The organism is Pelomonas sp. Root1217 (genome assembly GCF_001425705.1).
Lineage (GTDB): Bacteria > Pseudomonadota > Gammaproteobacteria > Burkholderiales > Burkholderiaceae_C > Pelomonas.
Genome location: NZ_LMDC01000007.1, coordinates 1 through 25,819 on the forward strand (window position 1 = coordinate 1; position 25,819 = coordinate 25,819).

28 protein-coding genes are annotated in these 25,819 nt (G+C 67.0%); 12 read left to right on the plus strand and 16 right to left on the minus strand.

The window, feature by feature from the left end; genetic code table 11:
- Positions 1-336: 336 nt before the first annotated feature.
- Positions 337-2,112: a phosphoenolpyruvate--protein phosphotransferase gene (gene ptsP / locus ASC95_RS08495; RefSeq protein ID WP_057297330.1), complete on the minus strand. Its 1,776-nt coding sequence runs from the start codon at positions 2,110-2,112 to the stop codon at positions 337-339.
- 114 nt (positions 2,113-2,226) lie between these two features.
- On the opposite strand from ptsP, the gene ASC95_RS08500 reads away from it, so the two are divergent.
- Positions 2,227-3,030 carry a GNAT family N-acetyltransferase gene (locus tag ASC95_RS08500; protein WP_369820596.1) on the plus strand — a complete coding sequence of 268 codons (804 nt, stop codon included), beginning with the start codon at positions 2,227-2,229 and terminating at the stop codon, positions 3,028-3,030.
- Here the strand turns inward: ASC95_RS08500 and ASC95_RS08505 are convergent, their stop codons facing one another.
- Genes ASC95_RS08505 through ASC95_RS08515 form a run of 3 tightly spaced genes read right to left on the minus strand, consistent with a single transcriptional unit; the run spans position 3,031 to position 4,183 of the window.
- On the minus strand, positions 3,031-3,300 hold the full coding sequence (locus ASC95_RS08505) for an HPr family phosphocarrier protein (RefSeq protein WP_056194300.1): 270 nt from the start codon (positions 3,298-3,300) through the stop codon (positions 3,031-3,033).
- A complete protein-coding gene (locus tag ASC95_RS08510; protein WP_157256025.1) occupies positions 3,297-3,695 on the minus strand; it encodes a PTS sugar transporter subunit IIA in 399 nt (132 codons plus the stop codon). Before ASC95_RS08510 ends, ASC95_RS08505 begins: the two co-directional genes overlap by 4 nt.
- An 11-nt stretch (positions 3,696-3,706) precedes the next feature.
- Complete coding sequence (locus tag ASC95_RS08515) at positions 3,707-4,183, minus strand: hypothetical protein (protein ID WP_057297331.1); 477 nt, start codon at positions 4,181-4,183, stop codon at positions 3,707-3,709.
- A 71-nt stretch (positions 4,184-4,254) separates the two neighbouring features.
- Here ASC95_RS08515 and ASC95_RS08520 point away from each other — a divergent pair, with 71 nt between their 5' ends.
- The 4 genes from ASC95_RS08520 to ASC95_RS08535 all read left to right on the plus strand — a co-directional run bounded on the left by ASC95_RS08520 (position 4,255) and on the right by ASC95_RS08535 (position 8,374).
- On the plus strand, positions 4,255-5,502 hold the full coding sequence (locus ASC95_RS08520) for a CaiB/BaiF CoA-transferase family protein (RefSeq protein ID WP_057297332.1): 1,248 nt from the start codon (positions 4,255-4,257) through the stop codon (positions 5,500-5,502).
- A 188-nt stretch (positions 5,503-5,690) separates the two neighbouring features.
- Positions 5,691-6,791: a hypothetical protein gene (locus ASC95_RS08525; RefSeq protein WP_057297333.1), complete on the plus strand. Its 1,101-nt coding sequence runs from the start codon at positions 5,691-5,693 to the stop codon at positions 6,789-6,791.
- 22 nt (positions 6,792-6,813) lie between these two features.
- Positions 6,814-7,305: a TlpA disulfide reductase family protein gene (locus tag ASC95_RS08530; RefSeq protein ID WP_082567623.1), complete on the plus strand. Its 492-nt coding sequence runs from the start codon at positions 6,814-6,816 to the stop codon at positions 7,303-7,305.
- 76 nt (positions 7,306-7,381) lie between these two features.
- A complete protein-coding gene (locus ASC95_RS08535) occupies positions 7,382-8,374 on the plus strand; it encodes an N-acetylmuramoyl-L-alanine amidase-like domain-containing protein (protein ID WP_235537826.1) in 993 nt (330 codons plus the stop codon).
- Here ASC95_RS08535 and lipA read toward each other — a convergent pair whose 3' ends face one another.
- Both lipA and lipB read right to left on the minus strand, forming a co-directional pair.
- On the minus strand, positions 8,375-9,340 hold the full coding sequence (gene lipA / locus ASC95_RS08540; protein WP_057297334.1) for a lipoyl synthase: 966 nt from the start codon (positions 9,338-9,340) through the stop codon (positions 8,375-8,377).
- A 10-nt stretch (positions 9,341-9,350) separates the two neighbouring features.
- The gene (gene lipB / locus ASC95_RS08545) at positions 9,351-10,019 is read right to left on the minus strand and encodes a lipoyl(octanoyl) transferase LipB (RefSeq protein WP_057297335.1); all 669 of its coding nucleotides are present in this window, start codon (positions 10,017-10,019) and stop codon (positions 9,351-9,353) included.
- Between the two features lie 57 nt (positions 10,020-10,076).
- Here lipB and ASC95_RS08550 point away from each other — a divergent pair, with 57 nt between their 5' ends.
- Entirely contained in the window at positions 10,077-10,709 is a 633-nt protein-coding gene (locus ASC95_RS08550; protein WP_057297336.1) for a tetratricopeptide repeat protein, read from the plus strand.
- Here ASC95_RS08550 and ASC95_RS08555 read toward each other — a convergent pair whose 3' ends face one another.
- From ASC95_RS08555 to ASC95_RS08585, 7 genes are read right to left on the minus strand one after another with little or no spacing between them, the layout of a single operon-like run.
- Positions 10,710-13,058, minus strand: coding sequence for a hypothetical protein (locus tag ASC95_RS08555; protein ID WP_057297337.1), 2,349 nt, complete (start codon positions 13,056-13,058; stop codon positions 10,710-10,712).
- A 9-nt stretch (positions 13,059-13,067) separates the two neighbouring features.
- A complete protein-coding gene (locus ASC95_RS08560; protein WP_057297338.1) occupies positions 13,068-13,352 on the minus strand; it encodes a DUF493 family protein in 285 nt (94 codons plus the stop codon).
- A 13-nt stretch (positions 13,353-13,365) separates the two neighbouring features.
- Positions 13,366-14,511, minus strand: a complete 1,146-nt coding sequence (locus ASC95_RS08565) for a D-alanyl-D-alanine carboxypeptidase family protein (protein ID WP_057297339.1) — start codon at positions 14,509-14,511, stop codon at positions 13,366-13,368.
- Positions 14,512-14,533: 22 nt separating this feature from the next.
- Complete coding sequence (locus tag ASC95_RS08570) at positions 14,534-15,157, minus strand: alpha/beta hydrolase (RefSeq protein ID WP_057297340.1); 624 nt, start codon at positions 15,155-15,157, stop codon at positions 14,534-14,536.
- Positions 15,154-15,480, minus strand: coding sequence for a ferredoxin (locus ASC95_RS08575; protein ID WP_082567624.1), 327 nt, complete (start codon positions 15,478-15,480; stop codon positions 15,154-15,156). Before ASC95_RS08575 ends, ASC95_RS08570 begins: the two co-directional genes overlap by 4 nt.
- Positions 15,481-15,494: 14 nt before the next feature.
- Positions 15,495-16,595, minus strand: a complete 1,101-nt coding sequence (locus ASC95_RS08580) for a VanZ family protein (protein WP_057297341.1) — start codon at positions 16,593-16,595, stop codon at positions 15,495-15,497.
- Between the two features lie 8 nt (positions 16,596-16,603).
- On the minus strand, positions 16,604-17,032 hold the full coding sequence (locus ASC95_RS08585; protein ID WP_057297342.1) for a CopD family protein: 429 nt from the start codon (positions 17,030-17,032) through the stop codon (positions 16,604-16,606).
- A 358-nt stretch (positions 17,033-17,390) separates the two neighbouring features.
- Between ASC95_RS08585 and hemB the strand changes: the two genes are divergently transcribed.
- Positions 17,391-18,407 (plus strand): porphobilinogen synthase, encoded by a 1,017-nt coding sequence (hemB, locus tag ASC95_RS08595; protein WP_057297344.1) that lies wholly within the window; start codon positions 17,391-17,393, stop codon positions 18,405-18,407.
- A 3-nt stretch (positions 18,408-18,410) separates the two neighbouring features.
- The gene (locus ASC95_RS08600) at positions 18,411-19,517 is read left to right on the plus strand and encodes a magnesium transporter CorA family protein (protein WP_056194347.1); all 1,107 of its coding nucleotides are present in this window, start codon (positions 18,411-18,413) and stop codon (positions 19,515-19,517) included.
- Positions 19,518-19,524: 7 nt separating this feature from the next.
- Here the strand turns inward: ASC95_RS08600 and ASC95_RS31785 are convergent, their stop codons facing one another.
- From ASC95_RS31785 to ASC95_RS08615, 3 genes are all read right to left on the minus strand, one after another.
- Entirely contained in the window at positions 19,525-20,307 is a 783-nt protein-coding gene (locus ASC95_RS31785; protein WP_057297345.1) for a PEP-CTERM sorting domain-containing protein, read from the minus strand.
- A gap of 88 nt (positions 20,308-20,395) precedes the next feature.
- Complete coding sequence (gene ybeY, locus ASC95_RS08610; protein WP_057297346.1) at positions 20,396-20,839, minus strand: rRNA maturation RNase YbeY; 444 nt, start codon at positions 20,837-20,839, stop codon at positions 20,396-20,398.
- A complete protein-coding gene (locus ASC95_RS08615; RefSeq protein ID WP_056194356.1) occupies positions 20,836-21,804 on the minus strand; it encodes a PhoH family protein in 969 nt (322 codons plus the stop codon). Before ASC95_RS08615 ends, ybeY begins: the two co-directional genes overlap by 4 nt.
- Positions 21,805-21,970: 166 nt before the next feature.
- On the opposite strand from ASC95_RS08615, the gene ASC95_RS08620 reads away from it, so the two are divergent.
- The 4 genes from ASC95_RS08620 (at position 21,971) to ruvB (ending at position 25,697) form a co-directional block, all read left to right on the plus strand.
- Positions 21,971-23,329 carry a sensor histidine kinase gene (locus ASC95_RS08620; protein WP_057297347.1) on the plus strand — a complete coding sequence of 453 codons (1,359 nt, stop codon included), beginning with the start codon at positions 21,971-21,973 and terminating at the stop codon, positions 23,327-23,329.
- Positions 23,330-23,343: 14 nt separating this feature from the next.
- Complete coding sequence (locus tag ASC95_RS08625; protein ID WP_056194361.1) at positions 23,344-23,997, plus strand: response regulator transcription factor; 654 nt, start codon at positions 23,344-23,346, stop codon at positions 23,995-23,997.
- Between the two features lie 78 nt (positions 23,998-24,075).
- The gene (gene ruvA, locus ASC95_RS08630) at positions 24,076-24,645 is read left to right on the plus strand and encodes a Holliday junction branch migration protein RuvA (RefSeq protein ID WP_056194363.1); all 570 of its coding nucleotides are present in this window, start codon (positions 24,076-24,078) and stop codon (positions 24,643-24,645) included.
- On the plus strand, positions 24,642-25,697 hold the full coding sequence (ruvB, locus tag ASC95_RS08635) for a Holliday junction branch migration DNA helicase RuvB (RefSeq protein ID WP_057297348.1): 1,056 nt from the start codon (positions 24,642-24,644) through the stop codon (positions 25,695-25,697). The genes ruvA and ruvB overlap by 4 nt, the downstream gene beginning before the upstream one ends.
- Positions 25,698-25,819 lie beyond the last annotated feature (122 nt).

The following is a 25,819-nucleotide window of genomic DNA, read 5'->3' on the forward strand; positions in this document are numbered from 1 at the left end:
TTTCGCAGCATCGTCAAGTACCTGGCGAAAATTTCTTTTCAGAACTCTCTTCAGCACCCAACGAACTCTCCAGCTCGCCTCTGGGCCTTTCAACCCAGCCCCACCAACCCCACCACAACCACCGCCGTTCCCAGCAAGCGCTGCGTTGTGATCAGCGAAGCCCACGACTGTAGCACAGGAATTTCTGTGTTCGCAAGACCTCTCGGCAATCTGTTCCGGTGGGGCGGCGGCAATTCCCTGCGATTGAAGCTATCCGCCGGATGCTTCCAATCCGAATCAGGTGGCAGCCTCGGTAGCGCACTCGAACTCAATATCCTGGCGCAAGCGCCATTGCAGTCAATGCACGGCTACTGCACTGCGAGCGACGAGCAGCTCCTTCTCGGCTACGGCCTGAGGATCGTCGCTGTCCAGGATGAGCGGCAGGGCTGTAGCAAGGCGCTGCGCGTCGGCACGCAGGATGCGCTGCTTGACCGCCGGGATCTGTGACGGGTGCATTGAGAAACTACGCAGGCCCATGGCCAGCAACAGTTCGGTAAAGACGGGGTCACCCGCCATCTCGCCGCAAACACTGACGCCCTTGCCCGCAGCACGCGCCTGGGCGATGGCCTGGCTGATCAGCTGCAGCACCGCCGGATGCCAGGGATCGTAGAGATGCGCAACTGCTTCATCGGCACGATCGATGGCCAAGGTGTACTGGATCAGATCGTTGGTGCCTATGGATACGAAGTCCACATGCCGCAGCAGCAGCGGCAGCATCACGGCCGCAGCTGGAATCTCGATCATGACGCCCAGTTCTACGCGGGTGTAGGCGTGGCCGGCATCGGTCAGTTGCTGCTGCACCTTGCGCACTGTCTCGACGATCTGCCGGACTTCCGATAAGTGAGCCACCATCGGGATCAACAGTCTGACCTTGCCGAAGGCGCTCGCTCTATAGATGGCGCGCAGTTGCTGACGGAACATGCTCGGCTCGGCCAAGCTCCAACGGATGGCACGCAGGCCCATCGCCGGGTTGAGCACATGCTCGTGGCGCAGTTCGTTGACCGTCAACCGATCCAGCGGCTTGTCCGCCCCCACGTCGACGGTGCGAATCGTGACCGGCATGCCCTTCATCGCCACGACGGCGGCCTTGTAGGCAGCGAACTGTTCTTCCTCACTGGGCAGTTCGCCCTCACGGTTCATGAACAGAAACTCGCTGCGGAACAGCCCGACGCCCGTGGCCCCCGATTCCACTGCCGCCTCCGCGTCGGCAGGCATCTCGATGTTGGCGTGCAATTCGATGTGCTCGCCATCCAGCGTGACGGCCGGCGTGTGCCGCAGGCGCCCCAGCCGCGCGCGCTCCAGTTCGCTCTGGCGCTGGCGGAAGCGGTACTCCTCCAGGACGATGGGCGAAGGATTGACGATGACCGTGCCCGCGTCGCCATCGATGATGACCCAGTCATCCTGCCTGATGAGGCGCGAGGCCTCGCGAGTGCCCACCACCGCCGGGATATCCATGCTGCGCGCGACGATGGCGGTGTGGGAGGTCTTGCCGCCAATGTCGGTGATGAAGCCGCGGAAGACGCTGCGCTTGAATTGGATCATGTCGGCCGGCGCAATGTCGGCGGCCACCAGCAGCAGCGGGTCCTCGCCCGCAAAGTCGCGGGGCGTGACGGGCGCAGGCGTGTCACCCCGCTCCTGCGACAGCGCACGCAACACACGCTCGACGACCTGCTCCAGGTCAGCCTTGCGCTCGCGCAGGTAGTCATCTTCCATCTCGTCGAACTGGCGTGCCAGCACCTCGAGCTGGGCAGACAGTGCCCATTCCGCGTTGTAGTGCCGCTCGACGATCCACTGGCTGGCGCTGCCGGTCAGGGCCTCGTCGTGCAGCAGCATCAGGTGCACGTCCAGCAAGGCCGCGAGTTCGTGGGGCGCGTCGCCTGGCAGTTCATCCCTCAACGTCTCCAGCTCCAGCACGACGGCGTCGCGTGCGCGCAGCAGTCGCCCAATCTCGGGCTGGACCTCGTCGGGCGTCACGAAATAGTGGGCGACGTCGACGCGGCTGGAGGCGATCAGCACCGCGCGACCGATGGCCACACCACGTGAGACCGCAATGCCGAACACCTGAAAACTCATCAGCACCCTCCGCAGATCAATCCCCAATGTAGCTTGAGCCACAGGGCTACCACGTCATGGTTTTTTCATAGGGCCTTCACCGCTGCGTCAAACCGCCGCCCCAGCATGCCGGGCATGAACCGCAGTTTGATCGTCACGCATGCACAGGCGCATGCCCCTACCCTGCAGCGTCCGGCGCGCGCCCCGTCCCCCCGCATCAGTGTGAGCTGGGCATGCAGAGAGACCGAAGTGCGCGAAGCCCAGGCGCTGCGCTATCAGGTCTTCGCCGTCGAGATGGGCGCCCGCCTTCCCACGCCCAAGGGCGCGCCGGCCGGGCTGGACGTCGACCTTTTCGACGCCTATTGCGAGCATCTCCTGGTGCGCGCCGGGGGCGAGGACGACGAGCCCGGCCCTGTCGTCGGCACCTACCGCGTGCTGACGCCGTCCGCCGCCAAACGCGCCGGCGGCCTGTACAGCGACACCGAGTTCGACCTGACGCGCCTGCGCGGCCTGCGTTCCCGGGTCGCCGAGATCGGCCGCTCCTGCGTGCATGCCGACCACCGCAGCGGCGGCGCCATCATTGCGTTGTGGGGCGCGCTGGCCGAGTTCATGGCCCGCAACGGTCTGGATACCGTCATCGGCTGCGCCAGCGTCAGCATGCGCGATGGCGGCCACTTCGCGGCCAGTCTGTGGAAGCAGATCGCCGCCAACCACCTGGCGCCGATCGACTGCCGGGTGCGCCCGCGCCTGCCGCTGCCCATCGAGCACCTGCGCCAGGACCTGGTGGTGGAACCGCCGGCCTTGATCCGCGGCTATCTGCGCTGCGGCGCCAAGTTGATGGGCGAGCCGGCCTGGGACCCCGACTTCAACACCGCCGACCTGCCGCTGCTGCTGCGCACGGCCGATCTGCCGGCGCGCTTCAAGCGCATCCTCGGCTGATCACTGGCCTTCGCCGAACTTGTCGTTGACGAGGGCGGTGATCTGATCCTGCGCGGCTTGTTCGTCCTCGCCGTCAGTCTCCAGTTCGACTGTCGCGCCGATGCCGGCGGCCAGCATCATGACGCCCATGATGCTCTTGGCGTTAACGCGCCGGCCGTTGCGGCTCATATAGACCTCGCACTTGAAGCTGCCGGCCAACTTGGTTAACTTGGCCGAGGCACGCGCGTGAAGACCCAGCTTGTTGCTGATGGTGAGGGTGGACTTGATCATTCGTCGGGGGGCAAGGGAGGCATGGCGACGATGCCGGTGACCGCGCCCTGCATGGCGCGCCGTGCCAGCTCGGTCAAAGGCTTCTGGCTGGCGTAGCAGAGGGTGCGCCACAGCATGGGCACGCTGACACCGCTGAGCACCTGCACCTGGTCGCCCGCCAGGCGCTGGGCACCGTTGCTCGGCGTGGCGCCGAACACGTCGGTCAGCACCAGCCACTCGGGCTGACCCGCCCGAGCCATCAGCGCGCGGGCGGCTGCCTCGACATCATCCGCGCTCATGCCGGCATCAACATCCAGCACGGTCAGCGTCGGGGCGCAGTCGGGGAAGGTGTGTTCGGCCACATGCCGCAGCGCGGAGGCCAGCGGTGCGTGGGCGATCACAAGCAGGTTGGGCATGGGGCAGGATGTTAGCGGGCGGTATCCACGGCCAGTCCGGCGCGAAAGCTTTCCCATGCCGCCGGGTCATCCTGAGGCAGCGTCATCAGCGCCTGGTAGACGCGGCCACCATGGGCGAACACGGCCACACGGGTGATCCCGCCCGCACCGGCCAGCCGGTACTCAGCAGCTTCCGGCATAGGCGTCATGCCTGGTATCTGCAGCGTCTGGGCGGGCGGCAGTGGTTGCCCGAGCTTGGCGGCCAGCGCCTGGGGCATGGCTTTCAGGGCCGGGCCGGCCTGGGTCGGGTCGGACGCGTCGGCCCAAGACAGCGCGAAGCGCCCGCCGCTGGCTTCGCACTGGGCCAGGCCCATCGCACCCTGACCGGCATGAGCGGGGCGCTGTTCGATGTCGGGCTTGCAGGGGAATAGGGCCAGGGCACCCGATCCCGCCGGCCTGGCCTCGCGCCAGTTCAAGCGGGGCTGGCAAGCCGCGAGCAAGCTCAGCATTAGGGCAAATCCGGCAGTGGTGCGGCAGAGCATGGTCGAATTATCGACAGTGGCCCGAGGACAATTCCGCAATGCAAAAGACGCCTTCTTCCCAACCTCCCCAGGCGCTGTCGGGCGTGCGCGTGCTGGACCTGTCCCGCGTGCTGGCCGGCCCTTGGTGCACGCAGACCCTGGCCGACCTCGGGGCCGACGTCATCAAAATCGAACGCCCGGGCAGCGGCGATGACACCCGCGCCTGGGGCCCGCCCTATCTGAAGGACGCCGACGGCCAGGACACCTCGGAAGCCGCCTATTTCCTCGGCGCCAACCGCAACAAGCGCTCGCTGGCCGTTGACCTGGCCAAACCTGAAGGCCAGGCCATCGTTCGCAAGCTCGCCGCCCAGGTCGACGTGCTGGTGGAGAACTTCAAGGTCGGCGACCTGGCCCGCTACGGGCTGGACGCGCAAAGCCTGCTGGCCGAGCATCCCGGCCTCGTCATCTGCTCCATCACCGGCTTCGGCCAGACCGGTCCCTATGCCGAGCGCGCCGGCTACGACTACGCCGTCCAGGGCATGGGAGGACTGATGAGCGTGACCGGCGAGCGCGACGACCTGCCCGGCGGCGGGCCGCAGAAGGTCGGCGTCGCCGTGGCCGATCTGTTCACCGGCATGTATGCCACCGTCGCGATCCTGGCGGCGCTGCGCCACCGCGATGCGACTGGCCAGGGCCAGGTCATCGACATGGGCTTGTTCGACACGCAGCTCGCCATGCTGGCCAACCTGGGCAGCAACTACCTGTGCAGCGGCCAGGCGCCGGGCCGCATGGGCAATGCCCACCAGAACATCGTGCCCTACCAGGTCTTCGAGGCCAGCGACGGCTATCTGATCCTGGCAGTCGGCAACGACCGCCAGTTCGCCAAGTTCTGTGACATCGCCGGCCGGCCAGAATGGGCTGCCGACCCGCGCTTTGCGACCAACTCCGAACGCGTGCGCCATCGCGCCATCCTCGTACCCTTGCTGGAGGAAGCGATGCGCCAGCGCCCTCGCGCCGATTGGCTGGCTGCACTGGAGGCCGCCAAGGTGCCCTGCGGTTCGATCAACTCTATTGGTGAGGCGCTCGCCGACCCGCAGGCGCAAGCTCGCGGTGCCGTCATTCCCATGCCTCACCCGTTGACACCCGATCTGCGCCTCATTGCCAGCCCGATGAAGCTGTCAGCCACGCCCGTGGCGTATCGTCATGCGCCACCACTGCTGGGCCAGCACAGCGACGAGTTGCTGCAAGAAGCCGGCTGTTCTGCGGAAGAAATCACAAACTGGCGTAACAGCGGTGTCATTGCGTGAGGGCTAACCCACCCCCAAACCCAGGGTTTCCCCCTGGGTGGGGGATGGAGATGGCAGCGCGCTGTCCGCAGCATGCGCTCACGCACCGAGGCGGGCCAACCACCTAGAACCATCCGCCTCGGGTCCGCAGCCACCGGGTCATGTCCACACCGCCTTCTTCTGCGCCAGCAAGTGCCGCCAACGATGTCATGCCTGAGCCTTCACCGGTCCAGTGGGCGGACATCGTCCAGCAGCTGGGCGCCGAGATCGCCGGGCCGCTGAGCGCGGCGCTGGAACAGATCCAGAACCTCGCCACTACCGGCCAGATCGACCGCCGCGGCCTGCGCCTGCTGCGCCGCAGCGTCGATGACGCCCGCACGGCCGGCATGCTGGGCCAGCAGCTTTCACGCCTGGCGTCCGGCCGTCTGCGCCTGAATCGCGAGCGCCAGCATCTCACGCAGATGCTGCGCAGCGTGCTCGCCCAGCGCAGCCGCGAAACCCAGGCGCGCGGCGTGCAGGTGCGCCAGTCGCTCAAGCCTGTCGAAATCTGGGCCGATGGGGCCCTGCTCTTCGGGCTGCTGAACGCGCTGATGGACTGGGCCCTGGCCAACACTCACTCCTCCGTCGACCTGCGGCTGGACCTGACACCCTGGCCCGTCAAGGCGCGCCTGAGCTGCCGCTTCGCCCACCGCTCGCTGGAACTGCTCAGCGACGACACCGACGCGCACGCACCGACGCCGGGGCTGGACTCGCTGGCCTGGCGGCTGCTGGAGCAGACGGCCATCACGCTGGGCGTGCTGCCACTGCGCGAGCAGGAGGCCGGCATCACGCTGCTGACGCTGGAATTCAATCAGCTCGCGCCGGACGAAGCCCCGCCGCCGGACAGCACCAACGCCCGCCTGGAAGCCGAGGCCGAGCGCATGGGCGGCAATTCGCGGCCCCTGGCGGGCTGCCAGTTGCTGATCCTCTCGGCCCACCGGGACATGCGCACCGAGGCCCAGGCCGCCGTGCGCCATATGGGCATGCTGGTGGACGTGGTCGGCAGCGTGGCCGAGGCCGAGCAGTTCTGCCGCGAAGGCCTGCCCCACGCCATGCTGTTCGACGCAGCGCAGATGAGCGAGCCGCTGCTGCAACTGATCGCCGGCGTCATGCGGGACGCGCCGGACTTCGCCTTCGTCGAGATGTTCGATGGCGAGCACCGCACCCAGCTGTCCACCGCCACCGGCGATGGCGTGGCGCGCATCTCGCGCCGCCACCTGCCCGATGCCCTGCCCTCACTGCTGATGTTCGAGCTGGCGAAGCGGGTTTGACGGCTTCTCTAGAATCCGGGCCATGCTGACCCGCCGCGCCCTTGCCGCTACTACCGCCCTGATCTGCGCCGCCGCGCTGGCGGGCTGCGCCCGCGAACAGGCGCCCGCCGTCGACTACGTGCTGCTGAACGGCCAGAAGGCCAGCTCGCGGGACTGGAACGGCAAGGTCATGCTGGTGAACTTCTGGGCCACCAGCTGCGCGACCTGCGTGAAGGAAATGCCGCAGATCGTCGCCACCCACGACAAGTTCAAGGCCCGCGGCCTGGACACCGTCGCCGTGGCCATGAGCTACGACCCGCCGGCCTTCGTCGCCAGGTACGCCGAGACACGCAAGCTGCCCTTCGGCGTGGCCATCGACAACACCGGCAGCGTGGCCCAGGCCTTCGGCTCGGTGCAGATGACACCGACCACCTTCCTGATCAACAAGCGCGGCGAGATCGTCAAGCGCTTCGTCGGCGAACCCGACTTCGCCGCGCTGCACGGCCTCATCGAGCAGTTGCTGGCTGAGGGCTGAGCCAGCCACCGCACCGTTATGGGTGCCCGACGATGTGTCATGCCCTGGCCGGTGCGCTCTGCCTGACACTGCCGTGATGCAAAAGACGCTTGGCTCCCTGGCCGTCACGCTGCTGCTCGCGGCCTGTGCGCACTCACCTCCAGCCACCCAGCCCGCCGCGCCGCCTCAGGCAGAGCCAACGGCCGCGCAGCTGGCCGAAGCCCGGCAGGTCGGCATGGATGCCGCGCAGCTGACCGCCCTGCTGAACAAGCCCCTCTACCAGATGCAACCCGCCGAGGTGGGCCGCTTCCTGGCTTTCGAGCAGCTGGATCAGCCATCGCTGCGCCAGCGCGTCGCCGCCCTGGCGCGCAAAAACATCGGCCAGCCCTACGAGCTCTTCCTGCTCGGCGAGTTCCCCTACGAGACCTATGACGCCCAACCGCTGTTCGACCTGAGCAAGAGCGATTGCGTCGTCTTCGCCGAGCACACCTATGCGATGGCGCTGAGTGCGTCCTGGGAAGAGTTCTTCTGGATGCTGCAGCGCATCCGCTATCGCGACGGGGTCATCGGCACCGCCACGCGCAACCACTACACCGAGGCTGACTGGAATATCGCCAACCGTTGGCTGGTGCAGGACGTCACCGCCACGCTGGGCGCGCCCATCCAGGCCTATCGCCAGCGAATCGATCGGCAGGCTTTCCTGAAGAAGCAGTTCAAGATCCAGCGCGACATCCCGGTGCAGAACTTCGACGATGTCTACGTTGCCAAGCGGGACGTGGCCGCCATCGAGGCACAGCTGCAGGATGGCGACTTCGTCAACATCATCTCCAGCCGCGGCGGTGAATCCTGGGCCTCGCATGTCGGCCTCATCGTCACCGGCGCTGATGGTTCGCGCCATCTGCTGCATTCCGCCGAACCGCAGGTGCGCGAGGAGACCCTGCAGGGCTTCATCGCCCGCATGGCCGAGCGCGACGCCCGCCAGGCCGGCCAGAACAAGGCGCAGCTCGCGGGCTTCAAGTTCCTGCGCCTGAACGAGGCGCCCGAAGTGCCACCGATGGCACCGCAGCCACGGCCAACGCGGCCGTTCTGATCAGGTCGCGGTGGGGTTCAGCGCCGCGTGGGCCTGCTCGTCCGCGTGGTAGCTGGAGCGCACCATGGCGCCCACGGCGGCGTGAGTGAAGCCCAGTTCGTAGGCTTCCTTCTCGAACTGCTTGAACATGTCCGGCGTGACGTAGCGGCGCACCGGCAGATGATGGCCCGAGGGCGCCAGGTACTGGCCGATGGTGATCATGTCGATGTTGTGCGCGCGCATGTCACGCATGACCTGGCGGATCTCGTCGTCGGTCTCGCCCAGGCCGACCATGATGCCGCTCTTGGTCGGCACGCCGGGCACTTCCTGCTTGAAGCGCTTGAGCAGGTCCAGGCTGAACTGGTAGTCGGAACCCGGGCGCGCTTCCTTGTACAGGCGCGGCGCGGTCTCGAGGTTGTGGTTCATCACGTCCGGCGGCGCGGCCTTCAGGATGTTCAGCGCGCGGTCGGCGCGGCCGCGGAAGTCGGGCACCAGCACCTCGATCTGCGTCATCGGACTCAGCTCGCGCGTCTTGATGATGCATTCAGCGAAGTGCCCGGCACCGCCGTCCTTCAGGTCGTCGCGGTCGACGCTGGTGATGACGACGTACTTGAGCTTGAGCGCCGCGATGGTCTTGGCCAGGTTCAGCGGCTCGTCGACGTCTAGCGGGTCCGGCCGGCCATGGCCGACGTCGCAGAACGGGCAGCGGCGCGTGCACTTGTCGCCCATGATCATGAAGGTGGCCGTGCCCTTGCCGAAGCATTCGCCGATGTTGGGGCAGCTGGCTTCCTCGCAGACCGTGTGCAGCTTGTGCTCGCGCAGGATCTGCTTGATCTCGTAGAAACGGGTGCTCGGCGAGCCGGCCTTGACGCGGATCCAGTCGGGCTTCTTCAGCACCTCGGCCGGCACGATCTTGATCGGGATACGGGAGGTCTTCGCCTCGGCCTTTTGCTTGATCGTCGGGTCGTAGGTCGTCGTGTCGGACATGGTCAGGCCGTCAAGGCTGCAATTGGGCCGAGAGTCGCTCGGCGAGCCGGCCGGCCGCGGTCGGCCAGTCGGTGAAAACCCCGAGTTTATCGAGAGACGTGGTTTGCAGCCCTTCGTATCCGCAAGGGTTGATGCGCAGGAAGGGTTCCAGGTCCATCGCGACATTCAGCGCAAGGCCGTGATAGGTGCAGTGGCGGCTCACCTTGATGCCCAATGCCGCCACCTTGGCCAGGCCCTTGAATGCGTTTGCCGGATCGGCCGGGCCGGTCAGGGCCACGTGGCTGCCCGGGTCGCCCGGGCGCACATAGATGCCCGGCGCGCCAGCCACGCGCAGGCCGGTCACGCCATAGCCGTCCAGCGTCTGGATGATCGCCGTCTCCAGGCGGAAGACGTATTCCTTGACGAAGATGCCCAAGCGCCGCAGGTCCACGAGAGGGTAAGCCGTGACTTGGCCAGGGCCGTGGTACGTCACCTGGCCACCGCGCTCGGTGGCGACGACGGGGATGTCGCCGGGCAGCAGCAGGTGCTCCGGCTTGCCGGCCAGGCCCTGGGTGAAGGTGGGCGGGTGCTCGCAGAGCCAGAGCTCGTCCGGCGTGTCTGCATCGCGCGCCGCCGTGAAGGCGCGCATGGCCTCCAGCGTGGGCAGGTAATCGACCCGCCCGAGGGTCTTGACGATCATGCGGGCATCATAGGCAGGCGCTGTAAGTCCGCGCCCACCCCAGCCGACTCGACCCCGATGAAGACTGCACTCATTCCCGCCCTGCTCCTCGCCGCCTCGATGGCGCAAGCCGCCGCCACGCTGTCCGCGGCCCTGGCCGCCTACGACGAGGGCAGGCTGAAGGCCGCGGCCCAGGGCTTTGCCGAGTCCGCCAAGCGCGGCGAGGCGCTGGGGCAGTTCAACCTGGCCATGATGAATCTGCGCCGCGAACTGCCCGGCGCCAGCGACGCGAAGGCCTGGCAGTGGCTGCAACGCGCCGCAGCCCAGCAGCTCGCGTTGGCCGAGAACGCACTGGGCGAGATGATCGAGCAGGGCCGCCATGGCAAGCCCGATGCGAAGGCGGCCTGTGGCTGGTTCGAGCGCGCTGCCGAACATGGCAACGGCGACGGGGCACTGGCCACCGCCACTTGCTACTACCTTGGCCGCGGCCGCGCGCAGGACATGGCGTTGGCCCACCACTGGTACCTTGAGGCCGCCAAGTCCGGCGATGTCGGCGCGCAATACCTGGTCGCGTCGATGTTCGAGACGGGGCTGGGCGTAGAGGCCGATGCGCGGCTGGCGCGCTATTGGTACGACGTGGCTGCGAAGAACGGCGACGACGCGGCTAAGGCCAAGGGCAAGGCGATGCAGGATGCGGATGCAGCGAGCTGATCACTCGAAGCGCTGTTCGCGCTGCTGATCGTGTTCAAGCGGCGCTGTGGGCCATTCTTCTTCAGGCAAATCCAGAAAGGCGGCAAACCGCTCCCACGTCTGTGGTACGTGATTCAACCCGAGCCTCGTTCTACGGACGATCTCCATCAGCTCAACCGCATGAGCGGGCCGGCGAGCAACCCGCTCGTCGACAAACGCAAGGACACTGGCCTGCCAAGCCTGCCTGGCCTCCTCGTCGATCGGTTGCCACCCTTGATCGCGGGCTCGTGCGCCGAAAGGCCATGGCGGGCACCCGTGCCTTTCGGTTGACAGCGCCTCGGCCAAAGCGAGCATTCCCAAACGTTGGCGCTCGGCGTCGCCATCCAGCAAAGCGGCCAGAAACGTGAACCGGATCTCAAGCGGCGCATGGGTGCCTGATTTGGCAGGCCGGAACAGCGCGCACAGCGTCTCCTCATCCGCGGCACGGCAGTACGAGCCTTTGCAACTCGTCTGCGCGAGCCGGAATGCCACCTCCGCGGCGCGGAGAAACGTGTCAGCCGGGTAGGCCAGATGCACCGCGATGCGAAAGGCCACTTCGTGGTGGATGCGGTGGTCCCACCGCAGCAAGCCTTCCCCGGGAATGGCCGTCAACGCTTCGAGCCGTTCCAGCGCCAAGTCGGGGCGCACCGGTGCCAGATATGAGAACAGGCTACCGCCACCAAAGGCAAAGTCCTTGAAGAGCGTGACCCCTGGGCGCTCGATGAACCAGCGTTCGACCAATCTCTGCGCAGGGACGCTGTCATGCAAGGATGACAACCTACGCGCCAGTGACCGACCCAGGCGCGGATCGCCGCCCAATTGCCGCCACACCTGCACTTCATCAACGGCCGCCAATCCATCGGACGCCAGCTTGTGGGCCAGGCCCTGGGGCAGTACCGCACGCCAGCGGCCTCGGCACTGCACGAGGCCGCGCGCGATGAGCGTGCCAACATGCGCGTGCAACCGCGGCGGGGAGATGTCCGCGAGTTGCGCTAAACGACCGAACTCCGAGTCGACACGAGCGTCGTCAGGCGGCGCGGCGTCGAAGGAATACACGAGCGCGAGCACGCGAGCCACGTGTTCGAGCTCACGGTCGTACGCACCGCGCTGCCAGAACAGCCGCCGGTACAGGTCCGCGCTGGGCAGGCCGCGCAGATCGCCGCCACGCTGTACAGCACTGGCGAAGGCGCCGGCGATGCGCAGATTGCCCTCAGACAGTTCGACGATGTGCTCCTGCACCCTTAGACTCAGCGCCGGCCAGCATCGCGCAACCCAGGCCAGCAGCAATCGGGGCGAAACGCCGTCGAGCTGATAGACGTCCGTTTCCTCGGCATCGCCGGCCTGAATGTCGTATTCCACTGTCAGCAGCGAGACGTGTCCTGGGCGATCGGCCAGCGCACTGCACAACGCACGGTGCGCAGCCGGATTGCAGTTGTCGACGACAAGGATCTGGGGTCTGCCAACGGCAGTCAGCCGGCGCAGCATCTCGGTCGCTGGTGGCTGCAGGCCGGCTTCACCCACATCGCAATAAACGGCGAGATGAGCGGGCAGCGGCTCACCGCCCAGGCCCTCTTCGAAAAGCGCTTGCGTCAGGCGCGTCTTGCCAGCGCCGGACAGCCCGACCAGACGCACTGCCCTTCGCGGACGTCGCAATGCGGCACGCATGTCAGCCAATGCCTCAAGTGCAGTGAGCAGTTGCCCGGCGGGGCCCCGGACGCGCACATGCTCGTCAGTCAGGAACTGGACATCGGCGGCGCCGGCTGCCCACGTGCCGTGACCTCGCCAACCGTGACAAGGGCCGTCCAGTTGTTCGTGCAACCACAGCGCCACGCCGCGATGCCGGTTCGTCCAGTCAGCAAGGCGGTCGGCGCCGATGAAGTCGAGCGCCGCCTCGGCTGGCAGGCCGGCATCGGCGGCGACGCTGCGCATGGCCGCCAACCGCCTGTCGAGCATTGCGGGCGTGCAGGAATCCTTGGAGCTCACGAGGATATAAGCGCCACCCCGCATCAGCAGCTCACGGATCGCCGGCTTGAGCACCCCGCGCACCAGCATCTCGTCCGCCACGGCGGACGCAGGCAGGCCCCGGGCTTTGACTTGCAGCCCGACGCGGCAGCGCGGGAGGAAGTCCAACCCCGCCGCATTGCCGCCCAGTTCGATGTGAACGTCGATACCGGCGTCGCCCGCATCCTGATGCCCGCCGGCTCGTACAGCCGAGAGAGGCAGCCGCGCGTCAGACAACTCAGCACGACACAGCCGCGCGACGAGTGCCCGCAATGGCTCGTCACCGAGCCGCTGTACCTCCTTGAAGGTGACTTCCAGCGGCGCTCCCAAAGCTTCAGCTCAGAGTACGACCTTGACCATCGGATGCGTGGTCAGCGTTCGGTACAGCTCGTCGAGCTGCTCGCGGCTGGTGGCCGTGACGATGATGGTCAGGCCCAGGTAGTTGCCACCCTTGCTCGGGCGCTGTTCGATGGTGGCTGCGTCAAAGCCAGGGTCGAACTGCAGCGCCACGTGGGTGATGGCCTCGACGAAGCCCTCCACATGAGCGCCCATGACCTTGATCGGGAATTGCGACGGGTACTCGATCAGGGACTTCTCGGGAGGAATGTCGGGCGGCAGGTTCATCGCGACTCCTGGCTCATTTGATCCACAGACGCAGGGAGTCCCAGGCGCGGCCGAACAGGCCGGAGCCGGGCACGGCTTCCTGCACGATCAGCGGCACTTCGGCCACCGGCGCACCGGCCGTCGTCGTCACGCGCAGCGTGCCAACGCGCTGACCCTTGTTCAGCGGTGCGACAAGCGGGTCGGTGCGCTCGACTTGGGTCTGCAGTTTGGTGGCGTCGCCGTGCGGCACGGCAACATAGATGGCGTCGGCGGCGCCGAGCTTGGCTTCCTTGGTCTCGCCCTTCCAGACTGGCACGGTCGCAATCGCCTTGCCGGCGTCGAAGATCTTGACCGCATCGAAGGCCGTGTAGCCCCAGTTCAACAGCTTCTGGCTCTCGCTGGCGCGCGCTTCCTTGGACGTGGTGCCCATGACCACGGACAGCAGCCGGCGCTTGCCGTTGGGGAAGTCGCGGTTGGCGCTGGACACCAGGCAGTAGCCGGCCGCCTCGGTGTAGCCGGTCTTCATGCCGTCCACCGTCGGGTCGCGGCGCAGCAGCAGGTTGCGGTTGTCCTGGCGGATCTTGTTGAAGGTGTAGTCGCGCTGCGAGTAGTAGCTGTAGTAGTCGGGGAAGTCCGTGATGATGTGCGCGGCGATGACGGCGATGTCGCGGGCGCTGCTGTGGTGGCCAGGCTCGGAATTGCCGGTCACGTTCTTGAACTCGGTGTTCTTCAGGCCCCAGGCCTGGGCCTGGCGGTTCATCAGCTGCACGAAGTTCTCGACCGAGCCGGCAGCGCCTTCGGCCAGGGCCACGGCGGCGTCGTTGCCGCTCTGGATGATCAGGCCGTGCAGCAGCTCGTCGACCTTGGGCGTCATCGTCGTGTCGATGAACATCAGCGAAGGGTCGCCCTTGCGTTCATCCCAGGCACGTTTGGAGACCGGCAGCGTCTGCTCCAGCGTCAGCTTCTTGTCGCGCAAGGCACCGAAGACGACATAGGCTGTCATCAGCTTGGTCAGCGAGGCCGGGTCCTGCGGCGCGTCGGCGTCGCGCTCGGCCAGGGTCTTGTGCGTGGTCAGGTCGATCAGCACATAGTTGCGCGCGGCGAGTTCGGGCGGCTGGGGAGGCTGGGCCTGGGCAGTCAGGGCGAGGGCGGCGAGGAGGGAAGCAAGCAGTCTTTTCATCGGATCGATTTGGGCGCGGCGATCAGATCTTCGTGGGATCGAAGGCGCGCACCACCAGGGACTTGAGCAGCGGCAACTGTCCGTGGAAGAAATGGCCGACGCCGGGGACGACGGTGACGGGCAGGCTTTGCGGCCGCGCCCAATCGAGCACGGCGGCGAGGGGCACAACGTCGTCGACCTCGCCATGGATGACCACGGTGTCAGCCGGCACAGAGGCGGTATCGAAACGGCTCGTCGCCGGGCCGACGAGGACGAGGCGCCGGGCCGGCTCGGCCAGCGACAAGGCCGCACGCGAGGCGACATAGCCACCAAAGGAGAAGCCCGACAGGATCAACGCCTCGCCGGGCGACAGGACAGCTGCCAGCACGGCGAGCGCGTCATCGACCTCGCCGCGGCCTTCGTCCCAGCCACCTTCGGACTTGCCGATACCGCGGAAATTGAAGCGCACGGCGCGCCAGCCGAGCTGGATGAAGGCGCGCGCCAACGTCTGCACGACCTTGTTGTCCATAGTCCCGCCCTGGGTCGGGTTGGGATGGCAGATCAGCGCGGTGCCGATGGGCTGGCTGCCCCCGGGTGGAAGGTCGATGGCGACTTCGATCTGCCCGGCCGGGCCGGGGACGAGGCGCTTCTCGGTCTGCGAATTCATCGGCCGACGGAATCCGGCAGCACCAGGCGCTCGACGACCTTGCCGTCGCGCAAATGGCTTTCGACGATCTCGTCCAGATCGCTCTTGTCGACCCAGGAGTACCAGACGGCTTCCGGGTAGACGACGGCCACCGGCCCACCAGCGCAGCGGTCCAGGCAACCGGCCTTGTTGACCCGCACGCCACCCTTGCCGGCCAGGCCGAGCTGCTTGACGCGGGACTTGCAATGGTCGAAGCCGCCTTGCGCGTCATGGTCGGCGCAACTGGCCTCGCCATTGGTGCGCTGGTTCAGGCAGAAGAAGACGTGGCGCTCGTAGTAACTCATCGCCGCGGATTGTCTCACTGGGGCTTTTGCACCAGGCGGGCGGCGAGCCAGACGAGGGCGATGAACGGCCAAGTCCAGGCCACCCAGCGTGTCAGCCCATAAAGGTTGATGAAGCGGCCCTGCTCCCAGGCCTGCATGTTCAAGGCCAGGTAGGGGTCGCTGGGCGCCAGGCTGATGAGGCCGATCAAGGCGCACAGCGCGAACAGGCCCAAGGCCGCCGCGACACGCGAGGGCAGCAGGCAGGCCAGCAAGGCCAGCACAACGCCCAGGCCCACGCCCGGGCGTGTGGCATCGCTGAGCCAGGCCCAGGCATGGTCGGGGCCGAAGGCCATCGCCGTTGACGTCGCCGTGCCCAGCAGGCCCAGCAGCACCGCCCCTCCGGCCAGGGCCAGCCGCCGCAGGCCGGAGCGGGCGACGGTGATCATCAACAGCACCGGCGCGAGCAGCCCGAGGGCGATGGCCAGCGCCTCCAGGCCCGGCGGCAGTTCATGCTCGACGGTGACCGCGTCGCCCCAGTTCAGCGCCCAGGGCGTGCCGGTCAAGGCATCCAGCAGCATCTCTCGCCACCAGGGCAGCCACTGACCGAGGCCAAAGGGCAGCGGCGTCGGGTACAGCAGGGCCAGCGGCCACAGCGCGAGCAGGGCGAGAGCGGGCGCGCTGCTGGCGCCGAACCAGTGGTCGCGCACGTCCTCCCAACGCTCCAAGCCCCCGAGCGCGCTGAGCACCAGGCCCAGGGTGGCCCCCAGCGCGCTGCCGGCCGAGTTCAGGGACCAGTCAGACAGAGAGGGCACGCGGCCCGGCACGAAAAACTGCAGGGTCTCCATCGCAAACGAAAGCGCCGGCCCCGGCAGCAGGCCGAGCAGCAGCCCGCCGCGCAATCCCCAGCCCGAGCGCATCGCCGCCGCAAAGCCGAGGAGGCCCAGGGGGATGTAGCCAATCAGGTTGGCCTCGACGTCGAAGGCCCAGAAGCGGGCCGGCCACGGCAGGCTGAACAGCCAGGGCAGGCCCATGCCGGGCGGCCAGCGCCAGGGCCAGAAGGGATAGAGGCTGGCATAAATGACCAGCCCCATATGGGCCAGCAGTAGCCAGGTGGCGGAACTTTGGCGGCGACGCATTCCGACCTTCAGAAGGGCTTGACGGTCACCAGCACGACAATGGCTGCAAAGAGCAGCACGGCCGTCTCGTTGTAGATGCGAAACCACCGGTGGCTGCGCTTGTTGGACAGCGTCTCGAAGCTGCGCAACAAGCGGCGGTTCATGTGGTGGTAGCCGATCACGCCAACGACCAGCAGCATTTTGGCGTGCAGCCAGTAGCTGCCGGCAAAGCGGCTGGCGTCCCAACCCACCAATACCCAGACGCCGAGCAGCAGAGCCGCACCCATCAGGATGCTGCTGAAGCGGTGCAGCTTGTGCGCCATCAAAAGCAGGCGCTCACGTTCGGCATGGCTGTCGGCCGGCACCATGGCCAGGTTCACGAAGATGCGCGGCAGATAGAACAGGCCGGCAAACCAGGCGGCGACGAAGACGATGTGGAAGGCTTTGACCCAGAGCATGCAGCCATTATGGGCAGCACCGGCGTCAAGCACGGCCGCAGCGCGGACGGGCTTGGGGGAGAGTCGGACATGGGCCGCAGGCACACCGCACGAAGGTGCGGGTTGGGTCGCTCCGCGACACAACAGCCCGGTGAACACCAAAAAAAAGCCCCGGTTCAAGACCGGGGCCGAGAAAGCCTTATCGCTGTCATCACGCTAAGGCTCCTGCTCAGGGAGGAAAAGCAGGGAACGACCACCTTGCGGCTATCATTCAAAAACCAGTTTAGCGCGCTTGAGCGGTGACGTCAGCAATAAATGACGTCTGGATGTGTCAAGCATCACGTGCCGGGCCGCACCCCCCGCAGCCTGAGGATTCGACTTGGCCCGCTACGTTTTTTCTTCCTCCGCCTTCCCTGCGGCGCGCCCACGGCGCCTGCGTCGTGACGCCTTCACGCGTGCCCTGGTGCGCGAGCATGCGCTGAGTGCCAGTGATCTCATCCTGCCGGTCTTTATCCATGAGGGCGAGAACCGCCTGGACGCCGTCGCCTCCATGCCCGGTGTGTCACGCCAGAGCCTGGACCACCTGCTGCGCACGGCCGAACAGTGCGTCGAACTGGGCGTGCCCGTCATCGCCCTTTTTCCCGTCATCGATGCTGCGCTGAAGACGCTCGACGGCGCCGAAGCGTTGAACCCGGACGGCCTGGTGCCGCGCGCGGTGCGGGCGCTGAAGAAGCATTTCCCGCAACTCGGCGTGCTGACCGACGTGGCGCTGGACCCGTTCACCAGCCATGGGCAGGACGGTGTCATCGACGAGACCGGCTACATCCTCAACGACCCGACCGTCGAGATCCTTGCCAAACAGGCCCTGGTGCAGGCGGACGCCGGCGTCGACATCGTCGCGCCCAGCGACATGATGGACGGCCGGATCGGCGCCATCCGCCAGGCGCTGGAAGCCGCCGGCCACATTCACACGCGCATCATGGCTTACAGCGCCAAATACGCCAGCAGTTTCTATGGCCCCTTCCGCGACGCAGTCGGCTCGGCGGCCAACCTCGGCAAGGCTGACAAAAAGACTTACCAGATGGACCCCGGCAACAGCGACGAAGCCCTGCGCGAGGTGGCCCTGGACCTGGCCGAGGGCGCCGACATGGTGATGGTCAAGCCCGGCATGCCGTATCTGGACATCGTGCGCCGCGTGAAGGATGAGTTCCGCGTGCCGACCTTTGCTTACCAGGTCAGCGGCGAATACGCGATGGTCAAGGCCGCCGCGGCCAATGGCTGGCTGGACCATGACGCCGTCATGATGGAGTCGCTGCTGGCCTTCAAGCGCGCCGGCGCGGATGGGGTGCTGAGCTATTTCGCACTGGAAGCCGCGCGGCTGCTGAAAGCAGGTTGACCGGTGCGGGTCTTCCACATCGAGACCGACAGTTTTCGCGAGCTTGCGGCCCTGCCCGAAGCGCTGCCGGAGCGTGGCTTCCTGTGGGTGGGCTATGGCCGGCGCGAGTTCGAAGTGGGCGAGCCGGCTGTGCAGCAGGCACTGGCGCGGTGGGGCTGCGGCAATATCGTCGACCTGCATGTGTCAGATCTGATCAACAACCAGCTGCCCTCGCATTTCGACTACACGTCCTGGTACGACATGCTGGTTTTCCGGCGCCTCGCCGCGGCGCCGGGCAGCCAGGATCTCTTCGTCGATGACGAGCACGGCACGCTGGCCTCGGCGCAGCGCGCGCTGCGGGCCATCGACACCAGTCCGGTCGGCTTCGCCGTTTTTGACCGTGTGCTGATCACTGTGCACCCGACCGACTGCCAGGTGCGCGAGTTCTTCGCCCAGAAGCTGGACCGCCTGACCGAAGGCCGCGAGAAGCGCGACGCACGCGGCGGCGCACGCCTGCCAGCCAGCCCGGCCGACCTGATGCTGCGCATGGTCAACCACATGGTGGACAGCTATCTGGAGCTGCGGCGCCTGCTGACCCGCCAGCTCGGCACGCTGCAGCGCGTGCTGCTGGACCAGAGCAGCGAGTTCGATGACTGGCCGCTGCTGCTGGAGAGCCGTGATGCCCTGCACCGGCTGGAGGACACCTGCGAAGACCAGCGCGCCGCCATCCAGGAGTGGATAGACGCGCTGGACGAATGGCCGGTCGACGGCGACCCGCAGGTGACGCGCGAACGCGAGCTGCTGCGGGTGCGCTCACGCGACGTGCTGGAGCATGTGGAGCGGGTGCTGACCCATGTGCGCCGGCTGGAGTCCTCGGCCGAGTCGGCCGTGCAGATGCACTTCAGCGCCCTGGGACATCGCACCAACAGCATCATGCGCACGCTGACGGTGCTGACGGCCATCTTCCTGCCGCTGAACCTGATCACCGGCATCTTCGGCATGAATTTCGAATGGATGCCGTTGATCAAGAACGCCAACGGCTTCTGGGATGCCGCCCTGCTGATGCTGGCCGTGGCGCTGGGGCTTTGGTTCCTGTTCAGGCGCAAGCGCTACCTGAGCAGCAGCCGGTAGGTCGACCTCAGCGCAGGCGGCGGCGCGCCACCGTCAGGATGACGCCCAGGCCGCCGAGCAGCAATGCGGCCGTCTCGGGCTCGGGCACGGCGGTCACCGTTGCAAGAACGCTGGAACTGCCACGCAGGCAGGCCGAACCGCCGGGGCACTCGGACGGATACAGCGGCGCCAGGGCGGAGAAGGAAGAACCGAGCTGCGCATCGGCCGCACCGCCACCGAACAGGGCCGCCACGCCATTGCTGTTGAAGTAGGCGTTGGCCGCGCCGCCGGCCGCCGTGTCCACATCCAGCAGGCCCGTGCTGAAGCCGGTCGGGCTGGCCGTGCCGATGCCCAGGCCGGTGGCGATAAAGGTGTTGCCTGCGGCGTCGACGGCATGGCCCATGAGGGACAGGAAGAGCGTGCCATTGGACGCTTCGGCCAGGTCACCCGCCGAACCTCCGGCGTTGCCGGTCGTGAAGTCGTTGTTGGCGCCAAAGCCGGCATAGACCTTGAGCCAGCCACCGCTGAAGCGCACTTCGCTGGCGCTGATCGACGAGACCGCGTAGCCGCCGAAGACGTACGTCAGCTCGCAGCCCGAGCACAGGCCGGAGACCGCCGCAGAGTTGATGGAATCGATCTTGCCGTAGCCGCTCAGCGTGTCGCCGACGGCCAGTGGCACGTTCTGGTAGGTCTGGGTGACCGCGAAGATCTGGCCCAGCGGGATGTCGACGCCGGCAATCGACACGGCGCCCGCGCTTCCTGCGCAAATCAGCGCGGCGGCGGTCGCAAGGGCGCGGATCGACTTCAGCATGGGAGCCTCCGATGACAGGCGAAGTACAAAAATACTCGCCACCGCCGCCGGTTTCCACAGCGAAATACCCCTAGACGGGGTTGCAGCCTCAGCCGCGTCGGTAGGGGTCGGAGAAGCCCAGGCCGATCAGGATTTCCGCCTCGCGCGCTTCCATCGCCTCGGCCTCGTCGTCGGCCTCGTGGTCATAGCCCTGGGCATGCAGGGTGCCGTGCACGAGCATGTGGGCGTAGTGGTCGAGCAGCGGGACGCCCATCTCGGCCGCCTCACGTTCGACGACCTCGGCGCAGATGACCAGGTCGGCGCCGACGACGGGCTCGTGAGCGTAGTCGAAGGTCAGCACATTGGTGGCGTAGTCCTTGCCACGGTACTCGCGGTTCAGTGCCTGCCCTTCCTCGGCGTCGACGATGCGCACGGCGATCTCGCCCGGCAGCTCCAGCGCCGCGCGGATGAATCGCTGCACCTTGTGGCGCGGCAGCAGCGCGCGGTGGCGCGGGTCGGCAAATTGCAGGGACAGGCTCAGCTCTGGTTTCATAGGTCGCGTGCTTCGCGCTTGGCGCGCGCTTCGTAGGCCTCGACGATGCGCGCCACCAGCGGGTGGCGAACGACGTCGGCGCTTGTGAAGCGCGTCATCGCAATGCCCTTGACCCGGGCCAGCACATGCTCGGCGTCGATGAGGCCGGACTGCGTGCCCCGCGGCAGATCGATCTGGCTGGTGTCGCCGGTGACGACGCAGCGGCTGCCGAAGCCGATGCGGGTCAGGAACATCTTCATCTGCTCGGGCGTCGTGTTCTGCGCCTCGTCGAGGATGACGAAGGCGTGGTTGAGCGTGCGCCCGCGCATGAAGGCCAGCGGCGCGACCTCGAGCTGGCCCTTCTCGAAGGCCTTGGTCACCCGATCGAAGCCCAGCAGGTCGTAGAGGGCGTCGTACAGGGGGCGCAGATAGGGGTCGACCTTTTGCGTCAGGTCGCCGGGCAGGAAGCCCAGGCGCTCCCCGGCCTCGACGGCGGGCCGGGTCAGGATGATCCGCTGCACCGTCGAGCGCTCCAACGCGTCCACCGCACACGCCACGGCCAGGAAAGTCTTGCCGGTGCCCGCCGGGCCGAGGCCGAAAGTGATGTCGTGCGACAGGATCTGCTGCAGGTACTGGTGCTGGCGCGGTGTGCGGGCCGACAGGTCGGCGCGGCGGGTACGCAGCACCAGCGCATCGCCGTCGCCCGGGCTGGCGGCCGAAACAGGATCTGGCGCCTTGGCCTCGACGAGGGCCAATTGCAGCGTTTCGGCTGACAGCGGCCGCCTGGCACGCTCGTAAAGTCCTTCGAGCAGGGTCCTGGCGCGCTCGGCAGCTGTCTTGGGCCCGTCGACGCGGAACTCGGCGTCGCGGCGCGAGATCTTCACGCCGATGGCCGCCTCGATCTCACGCAGGTGGGTGTCCAAGCTGCCACAGACGCGGGCCAGGCGCGTGTTGTCGACCGGTTCAAGGGTGAAGCGCAGGATCACGATGGGGCTGAAAGGAAGTGGACGGGGATTGTCGCCGGCTCCGTGCAAAGAGGCTGGCCGCTGGTGCATTCCCGGCCTGCGCAGAACAGGCGCTCACGCACAATGCCGCTCCATGACGTCACCGATTGCGCCGAGGGCCTCCAGGGCTCGGCGCCTGCCTCTTTTTTTGCTGCTTTCAGCCGCCCTGCTCTGCCCGGCCGTAGCGCAGGCTCAAGGCTTCGCCGGGCCGGACTGGACGGCCACCTTGCGCGGCTGGCTTGCTGCCATGCTGGCCCTGATGGCGACCGTCATCGGCCTCGTCTCCAGCCTGCACCACCGCGAACGGCCGGCGAGTTTTCTCATCGGCATGATGCTGAGCTGGGTCGTGCTGCGCGCCGCCGCCGCCGCCAGCGCCGCGGGCTTGCGGCCGCTGCTGCTGACCCTGCTCGTGCTGTGCGGCGTGCAATACCTGCTGCGGCAGATGAACTGGAAACGCAGCTGGATCGACCATGCGCTGTTGATCCAATGCCTCGTTGTGCCGGCCAGCCTGCTGCTCGCGGGTGGCCAGGTCGGCATCCTCGGCTCGGTCTGGCAGGCGGTGTTGAGCCTGGAGCTGGTGGCCGCCATGGGTTGGGCGCTGTGGCTGCGCCGCGAGCGCCTGAAGACGAGCGCCGACGAGGCCCTGTCGCGGGAGTTCGTGCTGATGGCCGCCCTGCTGTTGCCGACCATGGCTGCCCTGGTCGCCGAGCGGTTGCTGGCCGCTGCCAGTGAACCGCTGTGGTCATCCGCCGCGCCCTGGCTGAACCTGATGCTGCCGGTGCTGATGCTGGGCCTGGGACTGCAACTGGTGAACAGCGTCGCCCATGCGCGACTGGACGCCGAGAAGCGCATCGCAGCCATCGAGCAGCGCATGTCCGAGCGCATCGCCGAGGTCGAGCGCAGCCACGCCCAGCTCGCCGAGCAAAAGCTCGAGCAGGTCACCGAGCGCGAACGCAAGCGCATTGCCGCCGATCTGCACGACGATCTCGGCGCCAAGCTGCTGACCATCGTGCACACCAGCGAGTCCGACCGTATCTCCACGCTGGCGCGCGAGGCACTGGAGGAGATGCGCCTGTCGGTGCGCGGCCTGACCGGCAAGCCGGTGCATCTCATCGACGCCCTGGGCGACTGGCGCGCGGAGGTCGTTTCACGCCTGGGCCAGGCCAATATCCTGGCCGAATGGAAGTCGCCGGCCGAGGACATCGAGCACACCTTCCAGGCCCGCTCCTACGTGCAGACGACGCGCATCCTGCGCGAGTCGGTGTCCAACATCATCAAACACAGCGGCGCCACCCATGCGACGATTTCCAGCGCGGTACAGGACGGCGATTTCATCCTGACCATCCAGGACAACGGCCAGGGCATTCCGTCCGAACTGGACGGAAGGTTGGACAGAGGCCACGGCATGGCGAGCATGAAATCACGCGCCAAGCAGATGCATGGCCAATGCCTGGTTGAATCCGGCCCTGGCTGGGGTACTGTCATCCGTCTGACGATTCCGCTCTGAATGCCGAGGCTCCCATGAACCACATCCTGCTGCTCGAAGACATCCCGGAGATCCGCGCCTGGCTCAAGGCGCTGGTCAAGCAGGTGTTCGCCAACGCCCAGATCACCGAGTGCTCGCGGGTGCAGGACGCGCTGGCCCTGGTCAATGGCCAGCGCTTCACGCTCGCCCTGCTGGACCTGGGCCTGCCCGACGGTTCGGGCGTCGAGGTCATCGCGGCGCTGCGCGAGAAGCAGCCCGAAGTGCAGTCGGTCATCGTCACCATCCACGACGACGACGAGCATCTCTTCCCTGCCTTGCAGGCCGGTGCCTTCGGCTATCTGTTGAAGGAACAGTCCCGCGAGCTGCTGGTGGAGCAGCTGCAGCGCATGAGCGGTGGCGAGCCGCCGCTGTCGCCGTCCATCGCGCGCAAGGTCATCGCCTACTTCGCGGCTCAGAAAAAGCCCAGTTCGCAGGCGTTGCTGCACGAGGTGTCGCTGACCGACCGCGAGACCGAGGTGCTGCTGCGCGTGGCCAAGGGCTACACGCTGCCGGAGATCGGCGTGCAGCTGGGCCTGAGCCGCCACACCATTGCCGACTATGTGAAGCAGATCTACCGCAAGCTCAATGTGAGCTCGCGTGCCGAGGCGGCGCTGGAAGCGCAGCGGCTCGGGTTGTTCGGCAGAAACTAATGATTTGGGGATGGACCTGGGTGCGCAGCGCGCAGCTCCGTCCTCAACTGACTGAGCGCAGGCCCAGATAATGGGCCGATGATTGGAAGACTGACTGGCGTCATCGCCGAGAAATCACCGCCGCAGGTCGTCATCGACGTGGCGGGCGTGGGCTACGAGGTGGACGTGCCCATGAGCACCTTCTTCAACCTCGGTGGCCTGGGCGAGCGGGCCGTGCTGCTGACCCACCTGACCGTGCGCGAGGACGCGCACCAGCTGTTCGGCTTCCTCACCCACGAAGAGCGCGCCACCTTCCGCCAGCTCATCAAGATCAGTGGCGTCGGGCCGAAGATGGCCCTGGGCTTGTTGTCGGGCCTGTCGGTTTCAGAACTCGCCCAGGCCGTGTCGCGCCAGGATGCGGGCCGGCTGACCAAGGTGCCAGGCATTGGCAAGAAGACGGCCGAGCGGCTGCTGCTGGAGCTGAAGGGCAAGCTCGGCGCCGACCTGGCTCTGCCCGCCGCCGTCACCAACGACACGCAGGCCGACATCCTGCAAGCACTGGTCGCGCTGGGCTACAGCGAGAAAGACGCCGCCGCCGCGCTGAAGGTGCTGCCCCCTGATGTCGGCGTCAGCGACGGCATCAAGCTGGCGTTGAAGAAGCTGACATGAGCATCCAGACCGACGACTTCGCTCCGGCGCCCCGCGTCGTCAGCGCCGCGCCCGAGTCCAGCCGCGAGGAGGCGATGGAGCGTGCACTGCGGCCCAAGCATCTCGATGACTACGTCGGCCAGGTCAAGGCCCGCGAGCAGTTGGAGATCTTCATCGGCGCAGCCCGCAAGCGCCGCGAGGCGCTGGACCATGTGCTGCTGTTCGGCCCGCCGGGCCTGGGCAAGACGACGCTGTCCCACATCATCGCGGCCGAGCTGGGCGTCAACCTGCGCCAGACCTCCGGGCCGGTGCTCGAGAAGCCCAAGGACCTGGCCGCCATCCTGACCAACCTCGAGAAGAACGACGTCCTCTTCATCGACGAGATCCACCGCCTGAGCCCCGTCGTCGAGGAAATCCTCTACCCGGCGCTGGAGGACTACCAGATCGACATCATGATCGGCGAGGGCCCCGCGGCGCGCTCGATCAAGCTGGACCTGCAGCCGTTCACGCTCGTGGGTGCAACGACGCGCGCCGGCATGCTGACCAACCCGCTGCGCGACCGTTTCGGCATCGTCGCGCGGCTGGAGTTCTACACGCCGGCCGAGTTGCAGCGCATCGTGACGCGGTCCGCCGGCCTGCTGGGCGCGCCCATCGACGCCGATGGTGCACTCGAAATCGCTCGCCGCTCGCGTGGCACACCGCGCATCGCCAACCGCCTGCTGCGCCGTGTTCGCGACTACGCCGAGGTGAAGGCTGACGGCCGCATCGTTGCCGGTATCGCCGACAAGGCGCTGGCCATGCTGGACGTCGATCCTCAGGGCTTCGACCTGATGGACCGCAAGCTGCTGGAGGCCATCGTGCACCGCTTCGATGGCGGTCCGGTCGGTTTGGAGAACGTCGCGGCCGCCATCGGTGAAGAGGCCGGCACCATCGAGGACGTCATCGAGCCCTATCTGATCCAGCAGGGCTTTCTGCAGCGCACGCCCCGCGGCCGCATCGCGACGCTGGCGGCGTACCGGCATCTGGGCCTGACCCCGCCGGGCAAGACCGCGCCCGACTTGTTCGGCGAATAAAAAGCGCCGCATGACGCCAACAAAAAGGCTCTTTGCGCATTGCTTGATGACGCATCAGGCACCGACAGCCAGAGCCAGGAACGGCGCGGGCTGTCGGTGAGTTTGGGCTGACCGGTCCAAGG